General features: G+C 57.5%; 23 protein-coding genes and 1 riboswitch. Of the genes, 10 read left to right on the top strand and 13 right to left on the bottom strand.

Going from position 1 to position 25,937, the window contains the following annotated elements; all coding sequences use genetic code 11:
- Window positions 1-119: 119 nt before the first annotated feature.
- Together EKM04_RS12615 and EKM04_RS12610 are read right to left on the bottom strand one after the other, a co-directional pair.
- Window positions 120-1,358: a saccharopine dehydrogenase family protein gene (locus tag EKM04_RS12615; RefSeq protein WP_183897828.1), complete on the bottom strand. Its 1,239-nt coding sequence runs from the start codon at window positions 1,356-1,358 to the stop codon at window positions 120-122.
- A gap of 48 nt (window positions 1,359-1,406) precedes the next feature.
- Window positions 1,407-2,504 (bottom strand): carboxynorspermidine decarboxylase, encoded by a 1,098-nt coding sequence (locus EKM04_RS12610; protein ID WP_183897829.1) that lies wholly within the window; start codon window positions 2,502-2,504, stop codon window positions 1,407-1,409.
- Window positions 2,505-2,728: 224 nt separating this feature from the next.
- Here EKM04_RS12610 and EKM04_RS12605 point away from each other — a divergent pair, with 224 nt between their 5' ends.
- The 3 genes from EKM04_RS12605 to galE all read left to right on the top strand — a co-directional run bounded on the left by EKM04_RS12605 (window position 2,729) and on the right by galE (window position 4,610).
- A complete protein-coding gene (locus EKM04_RS12605) occupies window positions 2,729-3,070 on the top strand; it encodes a DNA-binding protein (protein ID WP_183897830.1) in 342 nt (113 codons plus the stop codon).
- 9 nt (window positions 3,071-3,079) lie between these two features.
- Window positions 3,080-3,499, top strand: a complete 420-nt coding sequence (locus EKM04_RS12600) for a hypothetical protein (RefSeq protein WP_183897831.1) — start codon at window positions 3,080-3,082, stop codon at window positions 3,497-3,499.
- Between the two features lie 127 nt (window positions 3,500-3,626).
- Window positions 3,627-4,610, top strand: a complete 984-nt coding sequence (galE, locus tag EKM04_RS12595; RefSeq protein WP_183897832.1) for a UDP-glucose 4-epimerase GalE — start codon at window positions 3,627-3,629, stop codon at window positions 4,608-4,610.
- Window positions 4,611-4,706: 96 nt separating this feature from the next.
- On the opposite strand, the gene EKM04_RS12590 is transcribed toward galE, so the two are convergent.
- Window positions 4,707-5,246 carry a PRC-barrel domain-containing protein gene (locus EKM04_RS12590; RefSeq protein WP_183897833.1) on the bottom strand — a complete coding sequence of 180 codons (540 nt, stop codon included), beginning with the start codon at window positions 5,244-5,246 and terminating at the stop codon, window positions 4,707-4,709.
- Between the two features lie 254 nt (window positions 5,247-5,500).
- On the opposite strand from EKM04_RS12590, the gene EKM04_RS12585 reads away from it, so the two are divergent.
- Complete coding sequence (locus EKM04_RS12585) at window positions 5,501-7,210, top strand: sensor histidine kinase (RefSeq protein ID WP_183897834.1); 1,710 nt, start codon at window positions 5,501-5,503, stop codon at window positions 7,208-7,210.
- A gap of 294 nt (window positions 7,211-7,504) precedes the next feature.
- Here EKM04_RS12585 and EKM04_RS12580 read toward each other — a convergent pair whose 3' ends face one another.
- A complete protein-coding gene (locus EKM04_RS12580; RefSeq protein ID WP_178111596.1) occupies window positions 7,505-8,500 on the bottom strand; it encodes a sensor histidine kinase in 996 nt (331 codons plus the stop codon).
- A gap of 114 nt (window positions 8,501-8,614) precedes the next feature.
- Complete coding sequence (locus EKM04_RS12575) at window positions 8,615-9,409, bottom strand: response regulator (protein ID WP_174154055.1); 795 nt, start codon at window positions 9,407-9,409, stop codon at window positions 8,615-8,617.
- A 141-nt stretch (window positions 9,410-9,550) separates the two neighbouring features.
- Between EKM04_RS12575 and EKM04_RS12570 the strand changes: the two genes are divergently transcribed.
- Both EKM04_RS12570 and EKM04_RS12565 read left to right on the top strand, forming a co-directional pair.
- The gene (locus EKM04_RS12570; RefSeq protein WP_045228288.1) at window positions 9,551-9,751 is read left to right on the top strand and encodes a NepR family anti-sigma factor; all 201 of its coding nucleotides are present in this window, start codon (window positions 9,551-9,553) and stop codon (window positions 9,749-9,751) included.
- Entirely contained in the window at window positions 9,751-10,317 is a 567-nt protein-coding gene (locus EKM04_RS12565) for a sigma-70 family RNA polymerase sigma factor (protein ID WP_174154056.1), read from the top strand. Before EKM04_RS12570 ends, EKM04_RS12565 begins: the two co-directional genes overlap by 1 nt.
- Before the next feature lie 45 nt (window positions 10,318-10,362).
- Here EKM04_RS12565 and EKM04_RS12560 read toward each other — a convergent pair whose 3' ends face one another.
- Window positions 10,363-10,833 carry an Lrp/AsnC family transcriptional regulator gene (locus tag EKM04_RS12560; protein WP_174154057.1) on the bottom strand — a complete coding sequence of 157 codons (471 nt, stop codon included), beginning with the start codon at window positions 10,831-10,833 and terminating at the stop codon, window positions 10,363-10,365.
- 154 nt (window positions 10,834-10,987) lie between these two features.
- On the opposite strand from EKM04_RS12560, the gene putA reads away from it, so the two are divergent.
- The gene (putA, locus tag EKM04_RS12555) at window positions 10,988-14,671 is read left to right on the top strand and encodes a trifunctional transcriptional regulator/proline dehydrogenase/L-glutamate gamma-semialdehyde dehydrogenase (protein ID WP_183897835.1); all 3,684 of its coding nucleotides are present in this window, start codon (window positions 10,988-10,990) and stop codon (window positions 14,669-14,671) included.
- 42 nt (window positions 14,672-14,713) lie between these two features.
- On the opposite strand, the gene amaB is transcribed toward putA, so the two are convergent.
- A complete protein-coding gene (gene amaB / locus EKM04_RS12550; RefSeq protein WP_183897836.1) occupies window positions 14,714-16,249 on the bottom strand; it encodes an L-piperidine-6-carboxylate dehydrogenase in 1,536 nt (511 codons plus the stop codon).
- Window positions 16,250-16,383: 134 nt separating this feature from the next.
- Here amaB and EKM04_RS12545 point away from each other — a divergent pair, with 134 nt between their 5' ends.
- Window positions 16,384-17,286, top strand: a complete 903-nt coding sequence (locus EKM04_RS12545) for a LysR family transcriptional regulator (protein WP_183897837.1) — start codon at window positions 16,384-16,386, stop codon at window positions 17,284-17,286.
- 10 nt (window positions 17,287-17,296) lie between these two features.
- On the opposite strand, the gene EKM04_RS12540 is transcribed toward EKM04_RS12545, so the two are convergent.
- Together EKM04_RS12540 and EKM04_RS12535 are read right to left on the bottom strand one after the other, a co-directional pair.
- The gene (locus tag EKM04_RS12540) at window positions 17,297-18,184 is read right to left on the bottom strand and encodes a DMT family transporter (RefSeq protein ID WP_183897838.1); all 888 of its coding nucleotides are present in this window, start codon (window positions 18,182-18,184) and stop codon (window positions 17,297-17,299) included.
- A 152-nt stretch (window positions 18,185-18,336) separates the two neighbouring features.
- Window positions 18,337-19,551 (bottom strand): adenylate/guanylate cyclase domain-containing protein, encoded by a 1,215-nt coding sequence (locus tag EKM04_RS12535; RefSeq protein ID WP_178111597.1) that lies wholly within the window; start codon window positions 19,549-19,551, stop codon window positions 18,337-18,339.
- A 226-nt stretch (window positions 19,552-19,777) separates the two neighbouring features.
- On the opposite strand from EKM04_RS12535, the gene EKM04_RS12530 reads away from it, so the two are divergent.
- Together EKM04_RS12530 and EKM04_RS12525 are read left to right on the top strand one after the other, a co-directional pair.
- On the top strand, window positions 19,778-21,085 hold the full coding sequence (locus EKM04_RS12530) for a UDP-glucose dehydrogenase family protein (RefSeq protein WP_183897839.1): 1,308 nt from the start codon (window positions 19,778-19,780) through the stop codon (window positions 21,083-21,085).
- A 13-nt stretch (window positions 21,086-21,098) separates the two neighbouring features.
- Complete coding sequence (locus EKM04_RS12525) at window positions 21,099-22,115, top strand: NAD-dependent epimerase (protein WP_183897840.1); 1,017 nt, start codon at window positions 21,099-21,101, stop codon at window positions 22,113-22,115.
- Window positions 22,116-22,145: 30 nt separating this feature from the next.
- Here the strand turns inward: EKM04_RS12525 and EKM04_RS12520 are convergent, their stop codons facing one another.
- From EKM04_RS12520 to EKM04_RS12505, 4 genes are all read right to left on the bottom strand, one after another.
- On the bottom strand, window positions 22,146-22,457 hold the full coding sequence (locus tag EKM04_RS12520) for a hypothetical protein (protein ID WP_174154064.1): 312 nt from the start codon (window positions 22,455-22,457) through the stop codon (window positions 22,146-22,148).
- A gap of 214 nt (window positions 22,458-22,671) precedes the next feature.
- Window positions 22,672-23,466, bottom strand: coding sequence for an ABC transporter ATP-binding protein (locus tag EKM04_RS12515; protein ID WP_183897841.1), 795 nt, complete (start codon window positions 23,464-23,466; stop codon window positions 22,672-22,674).
- A complete protein-coding gene (locus tag EKM04_RS12510; RefSeq protein WP_174154066.1) occupies window positions 23,463-24,482 on the bottom strand; it encodes a FecCD family ABC transporter permease in 1,020 nt (339 codons plus the stop codon). The genes EKM04_RS12515 and EKM04_RS12510 overlap by 4 nt, the downstream gene beginning before the upstream one ends.
- A 3-nt stretch (window positions 24,483-24,485) precedes the next feature.
- A complete protein-coding gene (locus EKM04_RS12505) occupies window positions 24,486-25,517 on the bottom strand; it encodes an ABC transporter substrate-binding protein (RefSeq protein ID WP_412762999.1) in 1,032 nt (343 codons plus the stop codon).
- A 187-nt stretch (window positions 25,518-25,704) separates the two neighbouring features.
- A riboswitch (cobalamin riboswitch) is annotated at window positions 25,705-25,933 on the bottom strand.
- Window positions 25,934-25,937: the final 4 nt, after the last annotated feature.

Genomic DNA, 25,937 nt, shown 5'->3' with positions numbered 1-25,937 from the left:
TTCGGGAGCAGGTTTCTTCAACATGTCCCAATGAATCATAACCCCCCCGATGTGACCAGGGGTTTGTCAGCAGTCTGAGCCCCGCAAGCGGGGCTTTTTATTGTCCAGATTTGACAAGATCAGAATGTCAGGGCGCGGTCGCCATTCTCGTCCTTGATGCGGCTTGGCAAGCCGATTTTGTTGAGAATGTTCAAAAACGGCTGCGGTGGAAGCTCTTCCACATTTGCCATCTGCTTCACGTCCCATTCGCCCGATGCGATCAGCATGGCCGCTGCAACCGGCGGAACGCCTGCTGTGTAGGAAATGCCCTGGCTGCCCACCTCGTTGTACGCGTCCTTATGGTCGGCCACGTTGTAAATGAAGACTTCGCGCTTCTGGCCATCCTTGATGCCCTTCACGACATCGCCGATGCACGTCTTGCCGACATAATCAGGTGCCAGCGACGACGGATCGGGCAGCACGGCCTTGACGAGTTTCAGCGGCACGACTTCCAGACCCTCCGCCGTCTTGACAGGCTTTTCGGAGAGCAGGCCAAGGTTCTTCAACACCGTGAAGACGTTGATGTAGTGATCACCGAAGCCCATCCAGAAGCGCACATCGGCACCATCCATGTTCTTGGACAGCGAGTGCACTTCATCATGGCCAGTCATATAGGCCTTCTGCTTGCCGACGACGGGCAGATCGAATTCCTGACCGACCTCGAACATCTGGTTCGTCTGCCACTGGTTGTTCTGCCAAGAATAGACGACGCCGGTAAATTCGCGAAAGTTGATTTCCGGGTCGAAATTGGTCGAGAACCAGCGACCGTGGCTACCGGCATTGATGTCGACGATATCGACCGACGTGACCTTGTCGAAATACGCGTCCTTGGCCAGACGCGCATAGGCGTTGACCACACCTGGATCGAAACCGACACCGAGAATGGCAGTCACGCCCTTTTCCTTGCACTCGGCCGCGCGCTGCCACTCGTAGTTTCCATACCAAGGCGGATTTTCGCAAATCTTGGCTGGATCCTCGTGGATGGCAGTATCCATATAGGCAACACCGGTGTCCATGCAGGCACGAAGAACGGACATGTTGACGAAGGCAGAACCGACATTGATGACGATCTGCACGCCAGTCTTCACGATCAAGGCTTTCGTCGCCTCGATATCCATCGCGTCAAGCGCATGGGCCTCAAGCTTTACGTCGGTCTTGAGGCTGTTCTTTTCGCGTACGGACTCGACAATCTTGCGGCACTTTTCCAATGTGCGTGACGCAATATGAATGTCTCCCAATACATCGCTGTTCTGGGCGCACTTATGCGCCACGACCTGTGCTACGCCACCGGCGCCGATGATGAGAACGTTCTTCTTCATTTCAGGTGATGCCTCCTTTTCCCCGTAGGGGTGAGCTTGCGGATGATGTTAGGATAGGCTCTGCTGAAAATCAGCAAAGTCGAATTCACGAACGGCACGGACAGAGCCGTCCAGTTCCCTGATGGCGATGGTCGGCATCTTGACGCCGTTGAACCAGTTTTTCTTGACCATGGTGTAGCCTGCCGTGTCCTGGAAAGACACGCGGTCGCCCACCTTCAGTTCATTTTCGAAGCGGAACTCGCCAAACACGTCGCCTGCAAGGCAGGACTTCCCACAGACCATGTAAGCGTGGTCCCCTTCATTGGGGGAAACCTTGGCTGTTTCGCGGTAGATCAGCAAATCCAGCAGATGCGCCTCGATCGAGCTATCGACGATGGCGAGGTTCTTGCCGTTGAACAAGGTGTCAAGAACGGTGGTTTCCAGTGTCGTGCTCTTGGTGATCGAGGCTTCGCCGGGTTCGAGATAAACCTGAACACCGTATGTCTGCGAAAACTCCTTGAGGCGATCACAGAAGCGGCCGATCGGATAATTGTCGCCCGTGAAGTGAATACCGCCACCCAGGCTCACCCATTCCGCGCGCGTCAGAAGCGTGCCGAATTTTTCCTCAATCTGGCCCAGCATGCGGTCGAACAGTTCGAAATCGCCATTTTCGCAATTATTGTGGATCATGAAGCCGGAGATGCGGTCCATGACCTTCTCGACCTTCGTCACATCCCATTCTCCCAGACGGCTGAACGGCCGGGCCGGATCGGCAAGATCGAAGGTCGATGAGCTGACCTGCGGATTGAGGCGCAGACCGCGCGTGATGCCAGACGCCTTGTCTGCGAAACGCTCCAGCTGACTGATCGAATTGAAGATGATCTTGTCGGCATTGCCGACGACCTCATCAATCTCGTAGTCGGCATAAGCCACGCTATAGGCATGCGTTTCACCGCCAAATTTTTCGCGGCCCAGACGCACTTCGTAAAGCGAAGACGATGTGGTGCCATCCATATATTGCGACATGAAGTCGAACACCGACCACGTCGCAAAGCACTTGAGCGCCAGCAATGCCTTGGCACCGGATTTCTCGCGCACATAGGCAATCTTCTCCATGTTGCGAAGAAGCTTGGTCTTATCGATCAGATAATAGGGTGTCTGCAGCATCGGTCTGTCACACGTTCTGTAATGTCTGGGTTATGGCATCTTGAGAGGGGCCTTATATGATGCTTGTGACAGGAAAACAAACCCGCACACGAGATTCTGCAATCACTCTGTTTTTTATATCTGCAGGCGCTCACCAACGGAACAAAACCATCAGAGACACGTTCAAAGCTCAAGTGTGGGCCGTGGATACGGCGTTTTGACTTCATTCAAGCAAAGGAAACATCATGGCGACGGTTCGCAACGTGGAAGACAAGGTACGTGAAACTCTCGAAAGCGGAGAAGCTGCAGACGTGTCTGCTCAGCTGGCCCAGCTGCGTGAAGATTTGGCCAACCTCGCTGGTAGCGTGAAGGCGCTTGGCGCAGGCGTATCCCACGATGTCAAGGCACGAGCCGCCCGCGCAGCCGACGACGCGATGGCCGCCGGTGAGCAAACCGTTGAAACTGTTCGCAACGAAATCCAGTCGCTCAACGACAATCTGACCTATCAGGTTCAGAAGAACCCGTTGCAGTCTTTGGGAATCGCAGTGGCTGCGGGCTTCCTGATCGCGCTCGTCACCCGCAAGTAAGGCAGCAACATGCTTCAAACGCTGCTGCTCTATATCGGCGATACCCAGCGTGAAGGTCAATTGGTAACGCGCCGGATCAAGTCCACAATCATTTTATGGACATTGGCCGGCGTGTTTTTCCTGATTGCCTTCATCGCGGCAATCGTCGGTGGTTCCATCTACCTGGCGAAGGAAATTGGCGCTGGACCCGCAGCTCTGGTGATTGCGGGCAGCGCCTTCCTGCTCGGCGTCATCATGCTGGTCACTCTTTCCATAAAACGTAGACCTCGCGTCTACGCGGCAAGGCCGGTTCTGCCGCTGGCAGCAGCGCCCCTCGCGGCACAATCACTGTTGGGGGGTGCGCTGGGCGCCAGACCCATCGTGACGCTACTGACAGCGATTGCACTCGGGTATATCGGCACTAGAACGACGATCCTGAAGAAGAAATGATCACCCTGAAAGCCGCCCTCGACTAGAAGGCGGCTTTTCCTTTTCATCCGCAATAAATTCCACTGCCCTTCTGCCGACAAAATGTTAGGCAGTTTGCCAACACGTCTTTTAACGGAGAGAATGTTGGATGCGGAAAAAAGTCCTTGTCGTCGGCGGTGCCGGATATATCGGTTCCCACACATGTCTACTGCTGGCCGACCGGGGATATGAGCCTGTCGTCTTCGACAATCTTTCCAACGGTCACGAAGAGTTCGTCCGTTGGGGACCCTTCGAGCAGGGCGATATCAGAGACAAGGCCCGCCTTAATGAGGTCTTTGCGAAACACCAGCCTGAAGCCGTACTGCATTTTGCCGCTTTGATTGAAGTTGGCGAATCCGTCAAAAACCCCGTCGCCTTCTACGATAACAACGTCACCGGCGCATTGACCCTGCTCTCCGCCACGATCGACGCTGGGGTCAAGGCTTTCGTTTTTTCCTCGACATGCGCCACCTATGGCCTGCCGGAACGGGTACCGCTGGACGAAACGCACCCCCAGGCACCGATCAATCCTTATGGCCGCACCAAATGGGTGGTCGAGCAGGCGCTGAAGGACTACAGCACCTACAAGGATTTGAAATCCGTCATGCTGCGTTATTTCAATGCGGCGGGTGCGGACTTCGAAGGCCGTATCGGCGAATGGCACAAGCCTGAAACCCACGCCATACCGCTGGCCATCGAGGCTGCGTTGGGCCGCCGCGAGGGGTTCAAGGTGTTCGGCACGGATTACGATACGCGCGACGGCACCTGCGTCCGCGACTATATCCACATTCTCGATCTGGCAGACGCGCATGTTCGGGCGGTCGATTATCTCTTGAATGGCGGCGAAACAGTCGAACTCAATCTCGGCACTGGCACCGGCACAACGGTGAAGGAACTGCTTGACACGATCTCGGAGGTTTCGGGCCGTCCTTTTCCGGTCGAATATGCCGACAGGCGCGAGGGTGATTCAACGACGCTCGTGGCCAATAATGACAAGGCTCGTGAGGTCTTGGGCTGGGAGCCGCAATATACGCTGACAGATATCATCCGCTCAGCATGGCGCTGGCACTCGTCCCGCAATGACAGTGTGTAGGCTGCAGCCTTCCAGTCGCGCAAAAGAACACCGGCCGTGTGGCCGGTGCTTCCCGCTATAAGAACGCTCTCGTAGCTCCTCTCCCAGGTAACCGTATTATGGCTTGGGCGCGGTCGTGGTTGTGCCGCCGGTTGCAGCGGGAGCCGCAGCCCCTTCTTCGGCCTTCTTTTCCTTCATCGTGACGAACTCTGGGGCAGCCTTCAATGTTTCGGCTGTCTCGGTCGTCGTCAGACGAACAGTGCCGTCTGCTGCATCGCGGGTTACCGTCAGCTTGTCCATGGGTACGGCAACGTCCTTGGCACCGATACCGAGGAACCCGCCGACGCCGACCACAGCCGCGACGATTCCGCCGTTTTCTTCCATGATGAGGTTCGTCACGCTGCCGATGCTTTCGTCGGCGGACGTGTAGACAGCGTTGCCGATGTAATCATTCGCACTGATCTGGTTTGCGGCTTGCTGAGTAAGGTAGGCGCCACCCGAAGATGCGGTCGAGCTAGGCATCGCAGGTGCTGCTGGCGTCGCGGGCGCGGTTGCGCTTGGGGCGGCAGGTGCCGTGGTCTGGGCCATTGCCATCGGAGCGAATGCGGTCGAACCCAGCAGCGCTGCAGAGATGAGTGTCGCAAATGTCTTTTTCATTGTAAAAACCTTTCCTTGATCCTCGATGTGTCACTAGCCCGGAGCGGTAAACCCGTTTTCTGTGTGGGCCTGTTGAGTAGAAAACGGAGGAAAAAGGGATTGGTTCCGCCAAAGTTTTAGGCATATTAGAACGAATCAAATTTCGAAAATGACCTATACCCCTGAGTATAAGTAGGGATTGCGTGGCGTAATCGCTTCGGACATTCTACGGCTCGCCCACCTTAACGTCAGCTCCAGCCTAACCCGGCGAGACAATGCCAAACGCACTCATGACCAAATTCAGACAGCGCCTAGCCAATTTTTTTCCCACGGCGACAATAAGCGTTTATCTCGTTGTTATGACTGCGGTAATCACACTTCCGCTGATTATATTCGTCGGTTATCTGATGCTGAAACTGGAGGCGGGCGAAAGAGATGACCTTCAACGCGAAGCCGTCGAGGATGCGCGCTCGATCAGCCGTAACGTCGATCGTCGTCTTCAGGAAATGGCAACGTCTCTTAATCTGCTGTCACAGTTTCCCGAGCTCGAAAGCGGCGACCTCTCGGCTTTTCACAAGCGAGTGAGCGAAAGCCTCCAGCGGCAGGGCCTCTACGTCATCGTTGCGAAATCAGATGGCAAACAACGACTGAACACGCGTGTGCCTTTCGACCAGCCGCTGGGAAATGTGCCCGAGGACCTGAGAATTAAAGACATCATAACCGGTGCCCGGATCGTCGTGTCAGACATATTCTTCGGTAAGACCAGCAAGGAGTGGGTCTTCAACGTCATGCGCCCGCTTCCATCTGCGCTGAGCGCAACCGGCGACGTTTTGATGATGACCCAGAATGCGCGAGATCTGAGCGGGCTGATCAACGACGACGGTTTGCCGCCAGGATGGACGATTGCCGTTCTGGACAGCGACAACCGCGTCGTCGTCTCAAGCAATCCAGACGCCGCAACCACGGGAAATATTCTTACCCGGCCAATCGCACTTGACCAGATGCGGGCTTTAAGCGGTAGCTTCGAGGATGAGGACGGCACAATTCATGCCTATTCGCAGCTGGCCGGATGGTCCTGGAAAGCGGTCGTGTGGGGGCCAGCTGATAACACGCGCTCGGCGCTTGCAAGCACATGGCGCAAAATGATGGCGGGCAGCCTGTTACTCGTCATCATCGCCATCACCGGCGCCTATCTGGTCGGCGTGCAACTGCGCGGCTCCATCCGCGAACTCGTGGAGATGGCAGGACGCATCGGCGAGGGGAAAATCGTCGCGCCGCTGGACACAAAAATCAAAGAGGCCAATCAGGTCGCCATCGCTCTCTCCAACGCGTCTTTTGATCGCAGTCAGGCAGAAGACCAGACACACCTCATCTTGCAGGAGCTTGTCCACCGCTCCAAGAACCTGCTGACGCTGGTCCAAGCCATGATGCGCCAGCTGGCGCGCGAGAATACGACAGTGGAGGAGTTCCAGAAAGCCGTGGATTATCGCCTGCGCGGACTGGCCATGTCCATTGGCGCCTTGGCCGAGGTGCAATGGCAGGGCGTGCCGATGCGCAAGCTGATCGAAAACCACATCCAGGTCTTCGGCACTGCCATCAATCAGGTCAAGATCAATGGTCCGGACTTCATGCTATCACCGGAAGCTGCCCAGAATTTCGGTCTCATTTTGCACGAGCTCGCCACCAACTCGATGAAATATGGGGCTTTGTCCACGAAGGCTGCCGTAGTCGAACTGACCTGGACCCACCCACAAGGCCGAAAGGACGATCACGATCTGTTGACCATCGACTGGAAAGAGGTCGGCGGTCCCGCAGCTATCGAACCGACATCGACGGGTTTTGGCAACACCATCATAAAACGACATGCGGAAACGGCGTTTTCTGCCAATATTTCAATAGAATACACCGAGGCTGGATTCCGCTGGACACTCACCGCGCCGATCCGTCACTTCCTCACCCGGAAAGATACATCCCCGGTCGATTAAAAAGATGGGATGGCCTGGAACAAAAAATCGGGTGCGCCGTTATTGATGCAAGCCAAGCCACTCCCCGTCCCCGCCTGAGGCTTGGCGCAACAGGTTTTGCCCCTGAAAACCTGTCATGAATAGCACGGCTCTCCGGAGCCGTGCTTTTTTGTTTGGGTCAACCGTTCCGGTTCTGCGTCCCATCAAATCCACTTGTTTCAATCGGCGATAGCGTTGCCAACACCGATCGTTCGGTGGCGGACACGACGCGTTAGAGCGTTTCCTTGTTAAATTGAAACGTTCTAGACAGTGATATCAGGTCGGAAGAGGTGCCGGGAAACGCAGGAAGTAGTCGATGTTGTCGGTCGAGACACCGTACTTCGCCTCACCACCCAGTGCGGCAGGGACAACCTTTTCGAGAACAACACTGCCAAAGTTGCTGCGCTTGCTGCCATCCTCGGACGACATCAAGATCGCAGAACCGCCCAGAGGCTCGATCCAACGCACTTCGAAGAACTCACCGTCCTTGCGACAATCGAGTGTGATCGGTGAATGTTGCGACAGGTTGCCACCATGGCTGACGGTGTTGACCACCAGCTCGTGGAACGCGAGGCCGACATAGAGCGCGCCGTTCGGGTTCAGAAGGAGGTTCTCGCCCACCATCTTGATCAACTGCGGATATTCGGGAAGGTAAAGGTCAGACTGCTGCTTTAACAAATCAAAGATGTCGGCACCGCGCCAATCGGAATCCGTGATGAGATCCTGCGATTGCGCCAACGCATGCAGACGGCCTCGAAATTTACGCAGGAAATCGTCTTTTGTGAAACTGAACCGGGCCGTCTGGGCAGACAGGCTCTGGATGATGGCAAGCAGGTTCTTGGAGCGGTGGCTGACTTCGCGCAAAAGCGAGCGCAGCAATTGCTCACGCCGGCGTTCGACCGTCATCTCCCTGATCGTCGTCTTCAACACGCGCAGGCCGGACATGTTGACCGTGGAATAGACGTGGAACTGAAACACCCTGTCTTTGCCGGCGGTGACTTCCAGCATGCCGCGGCTACCAGCAGCAGTCAGGTCCTTCTTCAGCTCCGCCAGGCGACCGGCAATGTCCTTGCCGAACATGGACAGGTCTGTCGGCGGTTCGGCGGAGCTCGATGGGAAAGCCCAAACATCGGGAAGGTTCGCGATAAAGATATACTCCTTATCGCGGTCTTGAAGCATGACCGTTTCATCGGAATCGAGGAGAGCGAGCACGAGTGAATCGTGAAGCTCCCCCTCGTCCCGCTCACCATTATGCCACGCCAGCCGATGCAATACGATCTCCTAACGGACAACAGCGATGGTCGTCGCTACGCTCGAAACAACATAACGACGTCAACGCCGGACTATAACCCGGGTTCCAAATTATTCGACGGTGAGTTCTATATTTCAAGCGGCGACACGGGAGCTTTCATTGAAGAAGAGAGCCTGGCTGATAAGTGCCTTGACCATATCCGGGTTAAACGGCTTGGTCACCAGAAATGTCGGCTCAGGGCGTTCACCTGTCAACAGGCGCTCGGGGAAGGCGGTGATGAAAATGACCGGCAGAGTTGTCATCTGCAGAATTTCCTTCATCGCTTCCAGACCGGAACTTCCATCAGCCAGCTGGATATCGGCGAGAATCATCTTTGGCTGGGTGCGGTGGAAGAGTTCGAGCGCTTCCTTGTGGGTACGCGCAATGCCGGTGACGTTATGGCCCAGATCGGTGACCATCTGCTCGATGTCCATGGCGATCAGAGGTTCGTCTTCGATGATCATGATATCGGTTGCGACCTGACGGGCGATTTCGGATGCCGCTTCATCGATCAGCTTTCCAACTTGCGATTCAGGAACGCGCAAAATCTCGGCAACCTCTGCAACCGAGAATTCTTCGACCGTCGTCAACAGAAAAGCCTGACGCGGTACTGCGGGGACGGCCGAAAGGTTTGCCGATGCACGCTTTTCCCAACCCGTGAGGTTTTCGTCGCTTTTGATGTTGAGCGTTACGGAACTAAAGATGGATACAAACAATTGATAAAGCGAAACACGGTCGTTGCTGGTCTGCGGGAAAATGCTGACATCGGCAATCAGGGCTTCGAGGCTGGCGGCGACATAGGCATCGCCAGTGGATTGTGAACCGCATACGGCACGCGCAAACCTGCGGAGATAAGGCAGATGTGGTGCGATGCGTGTAGAAACTGACATGGAATACTCCCCTGGCTCATGCGGCTTGCACTGCAAACCTAAACGATTAAACGCCACACTTCAAAAAAAGTTCCACCGGATGTGGAACTATTTTTTCCTTTGTGCATTGTTAGCTGCGTCACCAAAGGAATACCGGAAATCATGAACATGTTTCAATCGGACCAGGATCCATCTGACAGAGGAACATCTCCCAATGTTCCCGATTCGGGTCGCGCTGTCATATCCAAGAAATTACGCGAATTGTATGATGCAGTTCAGGATGAGGGCATACCCGACAAATTTCTCGACCTCCTTGAAAAGCTTGACGAAGCTGAGAACAACGCAAAAGCTTCGAGGCGCTGATGGTCACGGAAACGAGTCAGAACGAACACAATTTCAAACGCGAAATGTTGGCAGCCCTGCCAAATCTTCGCGCGTTTGCCATCTCTCTTATCAGATCCCGTGATCGCGCCGACGACCTCGTGCAGGACACGATCATGAAAGCGTGGGCCAAACAGGAAAGTTATCAACCCGGCACCAACATGCGTGCTTGGCTCGTGACCATCCTGCGCAATGAATTCTACAGTCAGATCAGAAAATCCGGCCGCGAAGTTCAGGACACGGACGGCGTTTACACATCGCGCCTTTCCGTTCCGCCTGAACAGCATGGTTCAGTCGATTTGCAGGATTTCAAAACTGCCCTTGCAAAGCTGCCCGAAGACCAACGCGAAGCGATCCTTCTGATTGGCGCGTCGGGCTTCGCCTACGAGGAAGCAGCCGAGATTTGCGGTTGCCCCGTCGGCACCATCAAGAGCCGCGTCAGCCGTGCACGTCTTCGTCTCCAGGAGCTTCTCGGCATTCAGGACGAGAACGAGTTCGGTCCCGATGCGCAGGTAGCGGCCGTCACCTCTGTGGCTGCCATTCGCTAAAGTGGAAAACCCACAATAAGGGCGCGGCTGAACAGTCGCGTCCTTTTATATTCCAACATCTTTGACTGACTGCATGACCACGAATGTCGATGTGTTGGCAACGCACGGCAGGCTGGAAATTTTTTCGCCCAGAACCTGTCTGTATTTGCGGATGTTGGTGGTGCGCACCTTCAAGAGGTAATCGAAGGCACCGGCGATCATATGGCACTCCTCCACCTCCTTGATCTTACGGACGGCCGTGTTGAAGTCCTCCAAAGCCTTTTCCCGTGTATCCGAGAGCTTGACTTCGGTGAACGCGATATGCTCGAGCCCCAACTTGGCCGGATTGAGCATGGCGCGAAAGCCAAGAATGTAACCTTCATCCACCAAACGTTTCAGCCGTGTCTGGCACGGGGTCTTCGAAAGACCGACCTGTTTGGACAATTGAAGAATGGACATGCGCCCATCGTCGCTCATAGCCTCCAGAATTTTCAGGTCAAAGTGATCGAGATTGCCTGCTTCTACATGCTTTATCATCCATATGTTCTTTCAGATCGACAATTATAAGTCTATTTAACCTGATATACCGCTAAAATAAGACCATAGCAATTTCAGCAGTAATGATATTCTGACGGCGAAAAAACGGCGCCGAGATCGAGAGCGCACGTGACCGATATCAGGGACCGGACCGATGGCCGAAAATCTAGCTGGACTTGCGACCACAAACACCGACGAAGCAGGCGATGTTTTCGCCCGGTTCGCGCCACCGCTGCGACCGCAGAGCGCATTGCGCAAGGCCATTACGTCAGCCTATCGCCGCGCGGAGCCGGACTGTGTTGCCCCCCTCATCGAAGCAGCAACCGTTTCGCCTGAGCAGGCTGAAACCATCCGCGCCACAGCCCGCAAGCTGGTCCAGGCTTTGCGATCCAAGGCGAAAGGTACCGGTGTCGAAGGTCTGGTGCAGGAATATTCGCTGTCTAGCCAGGAGGGTGTGGCGCTGATGTGCCTTGCCGAGGCGCTGCTGCGTATTCCCGATTCAGCCACCCGCGACGCGTTGATCCGCGACAAGATCGCCACTGGCGATTGGCGATCGCATCTGGGTGGTGGTCGTTCCCTGTTCGTCAATGCCGCCACCTGGGGGCTGGTGATCACGGGCAAGCTGACATCCACCGTCAACGACAAGAGCCTGTCGACAGCCCTGACAAAGCTCATTTCCCGTGCCGGAGAGCCGGTCATTCGTCGTGGTGTGGATATGGCCATGCGGATGATGGGCGAACAATTCGTGACGGGCCAGAACATCGCCGAAGCCATCAACCGTTCCAAACCGCTGGAGGCCAAAGGGTTTCAATATTCCTACGACATGCTGGGCGAAGCCGCGACCACAGCCAAGGACGCGGAACGCTACTATCGAGATTACGAACAGGCGATCCATGCCATCGGCAAAGCCTCCGCCGGGCGCGGCGTCTATGGCGGGCCCGGCATTTCCATCAAGCTGTCTGCCCTCCACCCGCGTTACGTTCGCCCACAGGCACAGCGCGTAACGGATGAACTTTTGCCGCGTGTGAAATCCCTGATGCTGCTGGCAAAGCGCTACGACATCGGCCTCAATATCGATGCGGAGGAAGCCGACCGGCTGGAGCTATCGCTCGACCTTCTGGAAAGCATTGCGCTGGATCCAGAACTCGGCAACTGGCAAGGCCTCGGCTTCGTCGTGCAGGCCTATAGCCGCCGTTGCCCCTTCGTGCTGGACTACATCATCGACCTTGCCCGCAGATCGGACCGCCGCATCATGGTGCGCCTGGTCAAGGGTGCTTATTGGGACGCGGAAATCAAGCGGGCGCAACTGGATGGTCTCGAAGACTTCCCCGTCTTCACCCGCAAGGTCCACACGGACGTGTCCTACATCGCCTGCGCGCGCAAGCTGCTGGCGGCGCGCGACGTGATCTTCCCGCAATTTGCGACCCACAATGCGCAGTCGATGGCGACCATCTACCACCTTGCTGGACCGGATTTCAAAATCGGCGATTATGAATTCCAATGCCTGCATGGCATGGGCGAGCCGCTCTACAATGAGGTCGTCGGAAAACACAATCTCGATCGCCCCTGCCGCTTTTATGCGCCGGTCGGAACACACGAAACGCTGCTCGCCTATCTGGTGCGTCGCCTTCTGGAAAACGGCGCCAACTCCTCGTTCGTCAACCGCATCGCCGATCCGAATGTCCCCGTCGATCTGCTGCTGGAAGACCCGGTAGCCGTGGTCGAAGCCATGCCAGCACCCGGTGCGCAGCACGACAAGATTTCCAGGCCTGCCGATCTCTATGGCGCGCGCGCCAACTCTTCGGGGCTGGATCTCGCCAACGAAGACACCCTCGCCTCACTCTCTCAAGCACTGTCGGCCAGCGTTGAACATCAATGGAGCGCGGCTTGGCAACATGCCACGGGTCCTGCTCGACCTGTTCTCAACCCCGGTGATCGGAATGACGTCGTCGGCTTTGTGACGGAGCCGACCGAAGAGGATGTTACCAAGGCGCTTGAGACAGCCGCCGCATCCACATGGTCACAAACCGGTGTTGAAGATCGTGCCGCATGCCTCGAAAAAGCGGCCGACCTGATGCAGGCGAGATTGCCGACACTGCTCGGTCTCATCATGCGCGAAGCTGGAAAGTCGGCGCCCAATGCCATCGCCGAAGTGCGTGAGGCTATCGACTTCCTGCGCTATTACGCAGCAGAGGCTCGCAACACATTTGGCGTGCAGCGACAGGCGCTTGGACCCGTCGTCTGCATCAGCCCGTGGAATTTCCCGCTGGCGATCTTCATCGGTCAGGTCGCGGCAGCGCTGGTGGCTGGCAATCCGGTTCTGGCAAAGCCCGCGGAAGAAACGCCGCTGATTGCCGCAGAAGGCATTCGCCTGCTGCATGAGGCCGGCATTCCTGCAGATGCCGTGCAGCTTCTGCCGGGCGATGGCAAAACCGGTGCGCAGCTGGTCGGCGCCACACAGACCGCAGGCGTGATGTTCACCGGTTCCACGGACGTTGCACGTCTCATTCAGAAACAACTTGCCGAACGCGTATCAAACGACGGTCAGCCCATTCCGCTGATTGCCGAAACCGGCGGCCAGAACGCCATGATCGTCGATTCCTCGGCTCTGGCCGAACAGGTGGTGGCCGATGTTATCGCCTCGGCGTTTGACAGTGCGGGTCAGCGTTGCTCGGCGCTACGGGTTCTGTGCCTTCAGGACGATATCGCCGAGCGGACATTGACGATGCTCAAGGGCGCTTTGCATGAGTTGCGCATCGGCAGGACAGACCAGCTGTCGGTCGATGTCGGCCCGGTCATCACGCTGGAAGCCAAGGACAATATCGAAAAACACATCGAATCCATGCGTAGCCTTGGCAACCGCATCGAGCAGATTGCCCTTGCCGGAGAGACGGACAAAGGCACCTTCGTGCCGCCAACCATCATCGAGCTGACGTCGCTGTCCGATCTCAAGCACGAAGTGTTCGGCCCGGTGCTGCATGTCATCCGCTTCAAGCGCGAAAAACTCGACCGCTTGATCGATGACATCAACGCCACGGGGTACGGCCTGACATTCGGCCTGCATACCCGCCTCGATACGACGATCGCGCATGTCCTGTCACGCATCAAAGCGGGCAATCTCTACGTCAACCGCAACATCATCGGCGCGGTCGTCGGTGTTCAGCCCTTCGGTGGACGCGGCCTTTCCGGCACCGGCCCGAAGGCAGGCGGCCCACTTTACCTGGGACGTCTGACGCGATCAGCCCCTCATGTCGCGCGCAACGGTCAGCAGAACGACACGTCCGTGACCGATCTGGCAAACTGGCTGGATACAAAAGGCAACCCAGTTGCGGCGGAAACCGCGCGCCTCTCCGCCAAGCTCTCCGGCCTCGGTTTCGAGACGGAACTCGCAGGCCCGGTGGGTGAGCGCAATCTGTATGCCCTGCATCCGCGTGGCCACGTTCTTCTGGCTCCACTGACGGCGCAGGGATTGTTTCGACAGCTGGCGGCAGCGCTTGCAACCGGCAATACGGTCGCAATCGACAAGCAAGCCGGTCTGGAGACGGAACTGACAGGCCTGCCATCGAGCGTCGCCGCGCGCATCACCTGGTCGGATGATTGGACCAAAACCGGACCCTATGCCGGCGTGCTGGTGGAAGGTGATGCTGACAGGGTGCAGCAGGCCAATGCGCACATTGCGGAACTGCCCGGCCCGCTCCTTCTGGTTCAGGCGGCAGTGACGGCAGCTTTGCAGGGCACCGAACAGCCATATAATCTCGATTGGCTGCTGGAAGAGGTATCCGTCAGCGTCAACACGACAGCGGCGGGTGGAAATGCCAGCCTGATGTCGATTGGTTGAACCGGATCGGCTGGCGGGAAATCTCGCCAGCCGATTTTTCCGTTATTCGATGTCGAAGGTCACGCCCTGAGCAAGCGGCAGCGCCTTGGAATAGTTCACCGTGTTGGTGGCCCGGCGCATATAGGCCTTCCAGGCATCGGAGCCGGATTCGCGACCGCCGCCGGTCTCCTTTTCGCCACCGAAGGCTCCGCCAATTTCCGCGCCCGATGTGCCGATGTTGACATTGGCAATGCCGCAATCGGAACCGTCAGCCGCCATGAAGCGCTCGGCCTCCTGAAGATCACGCGTGAAGATGGACGAGGAAAGGCCAGCGGCAACGGCATTGTGGTCACTGACGGCCTGATCAAAATCGCTGTATTTCATCACATAGAGAATCGGCGCGAAGGTTTCTTCCAGAACAGGACCAACCTGCTTGGGCATCTCGACCAGGGCAGGCTTGACGTAATAGGCCGTCTCCTTGCCAGCGTCAGCCACCCGTTCGCCGCCAGTGATGACACCACCATGTGCCTTGGCGTCTTCCAGTGCCCTCTGCATGCCATCGAAAGCAGCCTTGTCGACCAGCGGGCCGACGAGTGCGGAGGTTTCCAGCGGGTTACCGACGGACACGGACGCATAGGCCTTCTTCAGACGCGGAACCAGCTGGTCGTAAACGCTGTCGTGTACGAAAAGACGACGAAGCGTGGTGCAGCGCTGACCGGCCGTGCCCATGGCACCGAAGGCGATGGCGCGCAACGCCATGTCGAGATCGGCAGAGGGACAGACGATACCGGCATTGTTACCACCAAGCTCCAGAATGGCGCGGGCAAAACGCTTGGCCAGACGCGGGGCCACATCGCGGCCCATACGGGTGGAGCCGGTGGCCGAAACAAGCGGCACTTTCGGGTGATCGACCAGCGCTTCGCCAACGGTGCGGTCACCGATGATGAGCTGGCTGAGACCTTCAGGCGCATCTGCGAAGCGGGCAGCGGCGCGCTCGAAAATACCCTGCACGGCAAGGGCGGTCAGCGGCGTCTTTTCAGAAGGCTTCCAGACCACGGAATTGCCGCAGACGATGGCGAGTGCTGCATTCCATGCCCAGACGGCGACGGGGAAGTTGAAGGCGGAGATGACACCAATAACGCCAAGGGGATGCCAGGTTTCCATCATGCGGTGGCCGGGGCGTTCCGTTGCGATCGTCAGGCCATAGAGCTGGCGGGACAAGCCGACCGCGAAATCGCAGATATCGATCATTTCCTGCACTTCGCCCAGTCCCTCGGAAGGTATCTTGCCAGCCTCGAGCGAGACCAGACGACCGAGGTCATCCTTGGCGGCACGCAGTTCTTCACCCAGCAAACGCACCAGTTCGCCGCGCTTGGGCGCTGGCACCAGACGCCATGTCTTGAAAGCGGCATCCGCCTTTTCGATAATGACAGCCACATCGCCTGCCGATACCGTCTTCAGCCGGGCAATCTCTTCGCCGCTGACGGGGCTGAAGGAGGCCATGTCACCGCCCTGATAAAGCTTAGGAGAAACGCCCATCTTGGCCAGAAGCGCTGCGGCTTCCTTGACGACATCGACCTTGGCTGCTGATTGGCTCATTATGATGGCTCCTTGGTTTCTGAACGCTGGATATTGACGCGAGACAATACCCGTTTCATTCTCTTTCCTGATCATATACGGGTTCAAGTGCCGTTTTCAAATGAGGAAACCGGTTCGGTTGATGCGAGACAGGAATGGACACACGCAGACGGCTTGTTCCCGATATCGTCACTTTGCAGGCGTTCGAATGTGCTGCACGGCACGGCAACTTTACGCGCGCTGCCGAAGAGCTGAACCTGACGCAAAGCGCCGTCAGCCGCCAGATCAGCGATCTGGAGGCACAGACCGGCATGTTGCTGTTCGAGCGTATCCGCCGCCGCGTGGTGCTTTCGGATGCCGGGCGCAAGTTTTTGCCCGACGTCCAACGATTGTTGCAGCAGTCGGAGCAACTGATGGTGCGCGCGGTCACCGCCGGAGCGTCCAGTGCCTCGCTATCCATCGCCACGCTGCCGACATTCGGTAGCCGATGGCTCACCCCTCGCCTTCACAAATTCATGGCCGCACGCCCCGATACGGTGCTGACGGTGGGCTCCCGCTCCCAGCCTTTCGACTTTGACGAAGAGGGCTTCGATATCGCCATCCATTACGGCCAGCCGATCTGGGCGCACGGCACCTGTGCCTTTCTGTGTAACGAGGTGATTGTGCCTGTTGCGAGCCCTGCCCTCATGGCGTCTCGCCCTGTCGAAAGCCATGCGGATATGCTGGAAGGCCCGCTTGTGCATGTCACAACCCGGCCGAAATTATGGAAAGAATGGTTCGAGATGAACGGGCTTGCCGCCGAAAACGCCTACCGCGGTAGCCGTTTCGACCAGTTTTCCATGCTGATCGAGGCCGCTGTCAGTGGTCTCGGATTTGCACTTTTGCCGAAATACCTGATCGAGGCCGAACTAAAATCCGGATTGTTGAATGTGGTGTTCGACGTGCCGCTGCAAACCGAAAACAGCTACTATATCGCCCTGCCCGAAGGACGGCAGGACAATGTGCTGGCGCGCGCGTTTCAAAACTGGTTGCTGGACGAAGTGGGCACGCCGGTCTAACCGACCATCATCACAGGCGATTGCGGAAAAACGGGTTCCAACGCACGACACCGAGACGGATCTTCTCGCGCATCATCGTCAGCAATCCGGCAGAGGCGATGACAACCAGGCCGGAAATCGCGAGTGTATCCGGATATTCTCCGAAGAAGGATGCACCGATAGCGACGGCCCACAATATCTGAGAGTAATGCGATGGTGCGATCTGGCTGGCGGGTGCGATCTTCGTTGCCGTCAGCAAGGTGATCTGGCCGATGGCGGTGCACATGCCGATGACGATGAAGGCACCGATCTGGTTCAGCGTCGGCACCTGGAATTCCGGGATCATCAGGATGCCATTGAATGTCAGACCGTAGATGATCAGCACACCCATGATCGATGTCCGCTTTTCGCGTCCCGCAAGCGAGCGCAGGAGAACGATGGTCAGGCCTGCCAGAAAGGCAACGCAAAGTGCTGCGAAATGGCCAAGCTCCAGCGTTTTGAAGCCGGGCCGCACAACCAGTATCACACCAACGATGCCTGCCATGACGGCAGACCACCGCCATAGCCCGATGTCTTCCTTCAGCACCAGCGCCGACAGAATGGTGACGAAAAGCGGAGACAGGAAAATCAGCGCATAGGCTTCCGCCAATGGCACACTGGTAAAGGCGTAGATGCCCAGAATACCCGCAAACAACCCTGAGATCGCGCGACCATGCACAGCCCATGGCCGGCTCATGCGCCAGAAGTACCGCCAGCGCTCGTCTTTCGGCTTTAAAAAGAAAATCAGGGACGCCGACGACAGAATGCTGAAAAAGCCGATTTCGAAGACGCTGACGTGCGAGCCGAGCGACTTGATGGTGGCGTCTCCACAGGAAAAGCTGGCATAGGCGAGCAAGCCCAGTAGAAAACCTTTTTGCATGATAACCGCTCCCGCAGCGACAGCCGGGTGGCATGGAAAGAAACTCAAAGGCCCGGCGTGAACGCTATCTCCGGGTTCTGGCTACGCCTCACATAGCAAGGGCGCAAGGCGCCGAGACGAAAAAACCGTTCGGCTGCCTGCCTTATCGAACCTCAGCACATTTCGGGGTCGATGGTGTAAAGCTCATGCGCCCGCGCAAATCCGCGCAACGCATAGCGCCCGATGGACACCATGAGGCTTCGCATATTCTGCGGGCACATTTCCATAAACTCGCGCGACATGACGGTATCGCGATCGACCGAACTGCAGAGGCTGCTGATGCGGCTGACCATGTTGACGGCAGGTCCCACGACGGTAAAGTCGAGGCGGTTGCGGCTGCCGATATTGCCGTAGAAGACTTCTCCCACATGCAGGCCGAGATAGACGTCTGTCGTTGGCAGGCCCTCCAGGCGGCGCCTGTTGTTCAACACCGTCAGATTGGTGCGCATGGTGATTTCCGATGCCAACGCCGCCGCACATCCGGAGCTTTGGTCGACATCGCGAAAAATGGCCAGCACCCCGTCCCCGATCAGTTTCAGCACGCTGCCGCCGTGGGCATGGATGGCATCGATGACAAGACCGGCATAGTCGTTGAGAAACGGAATGATCTGGTCTGGTTCGGCGCGGTCGGAGATACCGGTGAAGTCCCGCAGATCGGAGAACCACAGAACAGCATCGATCCGTTCGACCTCGCCGCGGGTAATCGTGCCGCTCATCACCTTTCGGCCCGCATCGCGACCCAGATACACATCGCTGATGGTGCCTATGATGCGCATGCAGGACGCGGCTTTGAATGCCAGCGCAAGCGTCGGCAAAAGCATGCGCAACGCGGCAAGCTCATCGTCGTGAAAGCCTTCGGGATGCCGGGTCAGCCATTGCGAGTAGAACGCATTCATTTCACCGATGCTGCCGCTTTCGGTAAAGCGGTGGATCGTGGCCAGATAGTCAGTGTGGCCAGCGCTCTTCAACTCGCCGAGTTTTCGAAAAGCCAACTCCTCACCCAGGAAAAACCGATATCGGGCTTCGTTGGCATTGTCTGTGATCAGGCGGAAAAACACCGAACTTTCCCAAGCCTCACGCGCCGTCCCATCGTCGGTAAAATCATAGACGCTCGACGATTCGAAAACGTCGTGGCTGTCCCAACGAAAGGCATGTCCTTCGAAATCCGGGTGCAACGTATCCATCAGGATCAAGGCCGAGGAAATACTGATACCGGCTGTGTTGCACCTCTCGCAGAACCCCGACAGCAAAACCTCCTCCGCCTGTCCCTCATAACCCTGCTGCGAAAGCCAAAGCGCGATGTCGGAAAGACTTGATGGCTGGATCATGAACGGGGACATTCCCTTGGAGAGCGCAGAAGGCAACGAAACAACGCTGGGTGCCGACCAAGCGTTGCCTTGCTTTCGTTGTGTTTACAACAATTTCTTGAAATCGTCAGCGGAAAGCGGCTCTGCGCTTGGCCAAGGCTGCGAAGGCAGATAAACAGCTACGCAAATGAACGGATGGCGCACATGGCTTGCGCATTCGCCTGCCTTGATCCTGAAAGGTCTTTTGATGCGTATTGTAATGATTGGCTCTGGTTATGTGGGGCTCGTTTCAGGTGCCTGTTTCGCCGATTTCGGTCATGACGTCATCTGCGTCGACAAGATGCCGGAAAAGATCGAAGCCTTGAAAAACGGTCAGATCCCGATCTTCGAGCCAGGCCTGGATGCCATCGTCGCCAGCAATGCCAAGGCTGGCCGCCTTTCCTTTACCACTGACCTCAAAGGCGCGGTTGCCGATGCGGATGCCGTGTTCATCGCCGTTGGAACACCGTCACGCCGGGGTGATGGCCATGCGGATCTGGCTTACGTCTATGCCGCTGCCCGCGAAATTGCCGCAGCCGTGACCGGCTTTACTGTCATCGTCACAAAATCCACCGTCCCGGTCGGAACGGGCGACGAGGTTGAGCGCATCATTCGTGAGGAAAACCCGAGCGCCGATATCGCCGTGGTGTCCAATCCGGAATTCCTGCGCGAAGGCGCTGCCATCGATGACTTCAAGCGCCCGGACCGTATCGTCGTCGGCCTGTCCGACGAGCGCGCGCGTCCTGTCATGACCGAAGTTTATCGCCCACTCTATCTCAACCAGTCGCCACTGCTGTTTACCACACGCCGCACGTCGGAACTGATCAAATACGCTGCCAACGCCTTCCTTGCCATGAAGATCACCTTCATCAACGAGATGGCCGATCTTTGCGAAAAGGTCGGGGCCGACGTTCAGGACGTTTCGCGCGGTATTGGCCTCGATGGCCGCATCGGTGGCAAATTTCTGCATGCCGGTCCAGGCTATGGTGGCTCGTGCTTCCCGAAGGATACGCTGGCACTGGCCAAGACCGCGCAGGATTTCGATAGTCCCGTTCGACTGATCGAGACGACGATTGCCGTCAACGACACCCGCAAGCGCGCTATGGGCCGCAAGGTCATTGCTGCCGTCGGTGGAGACATCAGAGGCAAGAAGGTCGCCGTGCTGGGCCTAACCTTCAAGCCGAACACCGACGATATGCGCGACAGCCCCGCCATTGCCGTCATTCAGACATTGCAGGATGCGGGCGCAAAAGTCACCGGTTACGATCCCGAAGGCATGGTCAATGCCCGTCCGTTGATGGAGGGAATCGAATATGCTGATGGACCTTACGAGGCAGCGCAGGGTGCAGACGCCGTCGTGATTGTGACCGAGTGGAACCAGTTCCGCGCGCTCGACCTCGACAGACTGAAATCCATCATGGCCTCACCCGTCCTGGTGGATCTGCGCAACATCTATCGCCCGGATGAGGTCACGGCCCACGGCTTCACCTATGCCGGCATCGGCCGGTCATCATGAGCAAGGTGAAAACATGCGATATCTGATCACCGGTACGGCTGGTTTCATCGGCTTTCATCTGGCGAAGCGATTGCTGGACGACGGCCATTTCGTCGTTGGCTTCGATGGAATGACGCAATATTACGACATTGCGCTGAAGGAAAAGCGCCACGCCATTCTGGCCCGCTCCAACGGCTTCAAGGCCCAGATCGGCATGCTGGAAGATGCCGATGCGCTCAATCGTGCAGCAGACCTTGCCGAACCGGAAGTCATCATCCATCTCGCCGCGCAGGCGGGCGTTCGCTACAGCATCGAGTGCCCTAAGGACTACGTGAATTCCAATCTGATCGGCTCGTGGAACATTCTGGAGCTGGCAAAGACGCTGCAACCCAAGCATCTGCTCTTGGCATCGACATCATCCATCTATGGTTCGAACGAAAAAGTCCCTTTCGCGGAAAGCGACAGGGCCGACGAGCCGATGACGATCTATGCGGCCACCAAGAAGTCTATGGAGCTGATGGCGCATAGCTACGCACATCTTCACAAGGTGCCGACGACAGCGTTCCGCTTCTTCACGGTCTACGGCCCCTGGGGCCGCCCGGATATGGCCCTGTTCAAATTCGTGGATGCAATGTTGAAGGGTCAGCCGATCGATATTTACGGCGAAGGCAAGATGAGCCGTGACTTCACCTATATTGATGATCTGGTCGAAGGCATCGTGCGGCTGAGCCACATTCCGCCATCGGAAGACAACCGCGTCATCGACGATGGTGTGATCGATACATTGTCGAAACACGCACCTTTCCGGGTGGTCAATATTGGCGGCGGTCAGCCGGTGGAACTGATGCGCTTTGTTGAAACGGTCGAGGACGTTCTCGGCCAAAAGGCCATCCGCAACATGCTACCCATGCAGCAAGGCGATGTGCCTCGCACCTTCGCATCCCCCGATCTGCTGCGGGCACTGACCGGCTACGCACCACAAATCACGATCGAAACGGGCGTTGCCGCTTTTGTGGAATGGTATCGCAACTGGCAGTCCGGCAAGGCCTGATCACTCAGGCCGCCGGACCTTCTCTCCGCGTCAGCTATTGGCCTCTTCGCCCTCGCCGGCCTGCAACAGGCGCGTCAGTTCGGCGCAATTCGGATCGCTTGCATCCAGCAACTGCACGGGTGATGTCCAGCCGAGCGTATAGCCGGCCGCAGTCGCGATGGCCCAGGACGGGTCTTCACCGGCGCGCTGGAGCAGTTTTGGCCCCTGCGCGGATATGCATTGCTGGGATTGCTGGATGGACTGCGCCGATGCGTTGACGCCTTGCATACGCTCCTGCACGTCAGCCTGAATCGGATTGAGAACAAAAAGCGTGATGAACCACGCGGCGATTTCGGAAATCATGCGCTAACCTCTGCACACTCGGCGATGACATCGAAAACGGTCCGACATCGTGAAAGCGCCGAGACTTTCACCAGAGGGGCCCGGACCAGCGGGTTGATGCAGATGTGGGAGGTGGCTCGGTCATTTCAAGAGAAGCGCATCCGAAATCAGCACGCGCCGTGCTGGTAAGCTTATACCACCCTCTTGACGCCACGCTTTCGCAGCGACAACCGCATTACATGCCTTTGGATATGGATTGGTTCTCATCAAACGGAAGCCGGTAACGGATATGGCAAATCTCGCCCGCCCCGCGCTCCACATCCACCTCAACCCCAAAGACGTCGCCGATCAGATCGGCTGTGAAGATAGTCGATGGTTTGCCCAGAGCGACCAGATGCCCGTTTTTCATGACGGCAACCCGGTCGCAGAACATCGCAGCATGGTTGAGGTCGTGAAGGGCCGCAACGACGGTCAGCCGCTGCTTGCGAACAAGATGGAGAAGCGCGATTTGATGGCCGATATCCAGATGATTGGTCGGCTCATCGAGAAGCAGAATATCGGGCTTCTGCGCCAAAGCACGGGCAATGTGCAACCTCTGCCGCTCGCCACCCGACAAAGTGTGCCATAGGCGCTCGGCAAGATGCTCGGCATCCACATCCCGCAGCGCCTGATCCACGATGGCATCGTCTTGCGAGGACCATGGAGACAGAGCGCCCTTGTGCGGGGTACGACCAAGCTCGACGGCTTGGCGGGCATTGATTCGCTCTTGCGTGTCTGCCTGCTGTTCAACAAGCGCGATGGAGCGTGCAACATCCCGCCGGTTCAGGCTCTGCATGGCCTTTCCATCGAGCGTGACATGACCGGATCTCGCTTTCCTGATTCCGCAGAGAAGCGACATAAGGCTGGTTTTGCCGGAGCCGTTCGGCCCGACGACCCCCAGGAACTCGCCCGGCCGGATCTCGAGACTGACATTCTTGACGATCTCGACACCACCCGCAGACCAGCATAGATCCTGTGCACGAAGCGTCATACCGAGCTCCGTCGCTGGCTGAGAATGAGCGCGAAGGCGGGTGCCCCGAACAGTGCGGTGATGACGCCGATGGGCAGGACCTGTCCCGTAATGATGGTGCGCGAGACGATATCGGCAGCGATCATGAACACGGCCCCGGTCAAGGCTGCAGCAGGCAACAGGCGGCCATGCCGAATACCAACGATCATGCGCGCCGCGTGAGGAATGACGAGGCCGATAAAACCGATGGAACCGACAATGCTGACCATGATGGCGGTCATCAAAGCGCAGATCCCGGTGAGAACGATATAGACCCGGCGCACCGGTATGCCGAGGGATGCCGCGGACTCCGAGCCGAATGTGAAAGCATCCAGCGCACGGGCATACCACAGACAGACGACGAAACCTCCCAGAGCGACAGGCAGGGCCAGCCAGACATCCGGCCAACGGACGCCCGACAGGTTGCCCAGCAGCCAGAACATGATGCCGCGCGCCTGTTCGGCATTGGCTGCCTTGGTGACGATGAAGGAGGTGATGGCGTTGAAAAGCTGTGAACCGGCAACCCCTGCCAGAATAATGGCGCTGTTACCGCTGCCCGCTCGCAACGCCAGGAGACTGACCAGCGCAAACGCCACCAGAGCGCCGAGAAACGCGCCGAGCGGCATGGTCAGCATACCGGCACCAAAGCCCAGAATGGCCACCCCGACTGCGCCGGTCGACGCACCGGCAGAAATGCCGAGAATGTAGGGATCGGCCAGCGGGTTGCGCAAAAGCGCTTGAAGCACCACCCCCGACAGCGCAAGGGCAGCACCGCAACAGGCCGCGACCACCGCCCGGCTCAGCCGGTAATTCCAGATGATACCTTCGTCGATCGCATCAAGAGGATAGCCCGCATGGAACACACGGTTTGCCACCGTCTTGGCAACGACATCCAGTGGGATGGATGTTTCGCCAACGGCGGCACCGAGCCAGAGCGCCAGAGCTAATAACCCAACCGCCAAAAGGACGGTGCGGGTCAGGGTGAAACAAGCGCTCATGGCTTACTTGGACAGTCCAAGCTGGACGACGGCGTCGGCCAGAATTTCGATGCCTTCTATGGTGCGGATGGTCGGGTTCATGGCCTGCGCGTCCATGACGACAACGTGGCCCTGCCTGACCGCTGGCATGAGGCTTGTGACCGGGTCTTCTCTCAGGAATGTCTGCTTGACGACGACGTCGTCGGCCGGGTAGCGCTTGCGGTCCATCTTGCCGGCAACGATGAGCGTCGGCTGCGACTTTGCGATGGTTTCCCACCCGACCGTCGGCCATTCCTCTTCGCTTTCGATGACATTCCTGATGCCCAGTGCCGACATGATGTAGCCGGGGGCACCATTCTTGCCCGCGACATAGGGGTCGATATCCAACTCTGCGCTGGAGAACCAGAAGACGGCAGAGAGCTTGCCGTCTACGGACGCGATTTTCTTGCGCGCTACCTCTTCGCGGGCCTTCAGATCAGCCACCAGCTTTTCGCCCTTGTCCTGCACGTTGAAGATTTGCGCGAGATCGGTCACTTCCTGATAGATCAGGTCCATGGTGAAGGCGTTGTGGCGAACCCCGTCGCCGCCGCTGGAATTGTCCTTACCCGTGCAATCGGCAGGTGAGATATAGACCGGTATCTTCAGTTCTTCGAACTGCTCGGGCTTACCGACCACACCTTCAGGGCCAATATGCCACTGGAATTGTGCCGTCACCAGATCGGGTTTCTTGGCCAAAACACTCTCAAAGCTCGGATCATTATCCGCCAAACGGTCAATCCTGGCATTGGCCTCCTCGTAACCTTTCAGGACGGGGCCGATCCAGACCGCGGTTCCGACAACCTTATCGGCAAGGCCGAGCATATAAAGAATTTCCGTGGTGCTCTGTCCGACAGATACCGTACGCTCCGGCGCATGCGTGAACGTCACGTCGCGGCCGCAATTCTTGAGCGTCAGTGGATAACGCGTCTCGGCCGCTTGCGCGGCGGGCAACCATGCGCTGAACGCGCTGACGGCCATTGCCGCAGCACACATCGTCTGTCTGAAATGGAATGTCATTTTCGATAGTCCCCGATCGTCATGGGCGCCACAAAGGCAGCCGTATGTGAACATGCTTAGACAGTCAGTCCGCAACGACGCGACACTGGGGCTGTCTGAAACCGGGACATGGAAGATGGAATAAGGCGCTGGGCAGCGCTTGATGCAATCACGACGTCTCCTGCTCCGGGCATCCCCGCCCGTGAATTGGAATGAACTTACGACGGCAGGTCTCCTGGCTCATGGATTTGCGTCTTCACCCGACCTTCCCGCGATATCGCTTCGCAGTGGCATGACGCTTTTCAAGAAAAACGCCAATGGGTTCGACAATCCGCTCACAGTTGCGGGGGCAGCCACGGCATCGGACCGAAATCCTCACCGTATTCCCTATTATTCCTCACGATTGCTCGCTCGAAACCGTCTCGACCAGATAGACGGAAT

The sequence above is a fragment of the Rhizobium skierniewicense Ch11 genome, from assembly GCF_023757665.1.
In the GTDB taxonomy this organism is placed as follows: Bacteria; Pseudomonadota; Alphaproteobacteria; order Rhizobiales; family Rhizobiaceae; genus Agrobacterium; species Agrobacterium skierniewicense.
This window is presented reverse-complemented; position numbering and strand designations above follow the sequence as displayed.

Excerpts from the sequence above, each read along its gene's own strand:
- EKM04_RS12615 (WP_183897828.1), bottom strand. The coding sequence starts at position 1,358 with ATGAAGAAGAACGTTCTCATCATCGGCGCCGGTGGCGTAGCACAGGTC.
- EKM04_RS12610 (WP_183897829.1), bottom strand. The coding sequence starts at position 2,504 with ATGCTGCAGACACCCTATTATCTGATCGATAAGACCAAGCTTCTTCGC.
- EKM04_RS12605 (WP_183897830.1), top strand. The coding sequence starts at position 2,729 with ATGGCGACGGTTCGCAACGTGGAAGACAAGGTACGTGAAACTCTCGAA.
- EKM04_RS12600 (WP_183897831.1), top strand. The coding sequence starts at position 3,080 with ATGCTTCAAACGCTGCTGCTCTATATCGGCGATACCCAGCGTGAAGGT.
- galE (WP_183897832.1), top strand. The coding sequence starts at position 3,627 with ATGCGGAAAAAAGTCCTTGTCGTCGGCGGTGCCGGATATATCGGTTCC.
- EKM04_RS12590 (WP_183897833.1), bottom strand. The coding sequence starts at position 5,246 with ATGAAAAAGACATTTGCGACACTCATCTCTGCAGCGCTGCTGGGTTCG.
- EKM04_RS12585 (WP_183897834.1), top strand. The coding sequence starts at position 5,501 with ATGCCAAACGCACTCATGACCAAATTCAGACAGCGCCTAGCCAATTTT.
- EKM04_RS12575 (WP_174154055.1), bottom strand. The coding sequence starts at position 9,409 with ATGTCAGTTTCTACACGCATCGCACCACATCTGCCTTATCTCCGCAGG.
- EKM04_RS12570 (WP_045228288.1), top strand. The coding sequence starts at position 9,551 with ATGAACATGTTTCAATCGGACCAGGATCCATCTGACAGAGGAACATCT.
- EKM04_RS12565 (WP_174154056.1), top strand. The coding sequence starts at position 9,751 with ATGGTCACGGAAACGAGTCAGAACGAACACAATTTCAAACGCGAAATG.
- EKM04_RS12560 (WP_174154057.1), bottom strand. The coding sequence starts at position 10,833 with ATGATAAAGCATGTAGAAGCAGGCAATCTCGATCACTTTGACCTGAAA.
- putA (WP_183897835.1), top strand. The coding sequence starts at position 10,988 with ATGGCCGAAAATCTAGCTGGACTTGCGACCACAAACACCGACGAAGCA.
- amaB (WP_183897836.1), bottom strand. The coding sequence starts at position 16,249 with ATGAGCCAATCAGCAGCCAAGGTCGATGTCGTCAAGGAAGCCGCAGCG.
- EKM04_RS12545 (WP_183897837.1), top strand. The coding sequence starts at position 16,384 with ATGGACACACGCAGACGGCTTGTTCCCGATATCGTCACTTTGCAGGCG.
- EKM04_RS12540 (WP_183897838.1), bottom strand. The coding sequence starts at position 18,184 with ATGCAAAAAGGTTTTCTACTGGGCTTGCTCGCCTATGCCAGCTTTTCC.
- EKM04_RS12535 (WP_178111597.1), bottom strand. The coding sequence starts at position 19,551 with ATGATCCAGCCATCAAGTCTTTCCGACATCGCGCTTTGGCTTTCGCAG.
- EKM04_RS12530 (WP_183897839.1), top strand. The coding sequence starts at position 19,778 with ATGCGTATTGTAATGATTGGCTCTGGTTATGTGGGGCTCGTTTCAGGT.
- EKM04_RS12525 (WP_183897840.1), top strand. The coding sequence starts at position 21,099 with ATGCGATATCTGATCACCGGTACGGCTGGTTTCATCGGCTTTCATCTG.
- EKM04_RS12520 (WP_174154064.1), bottom strand. The coding sequence starts at position 22,457 with ATGATTTCCGAAATCGCCGCGTGGTTCATCACGCTTTTTGTTCTCAAT.
- EKM04_RS12515 (WP_183897841.1), bottom strand. The coding sequence starts at position 23,466 with ATGACGCTTCGTGCACAGGATCTATGCTGGTCTGCGGGTGGTGTCGAG.
- EKM04_RS12510 (WP_174154066.1), bottom strand. The coding sequence starts at position 24,482 with ATGAGCGCTTGTTTCACCCTGACCCGCACCGTCCTTTTGGCGGTTGGG.
- EKM04_RS12505 (WP_412762999.1), bottom strand. The coding sequence starts at position 25,517 with ATGACATTCCATTTCAGACAGACGATGTGTGCTGCGGCAATGGCCGTC.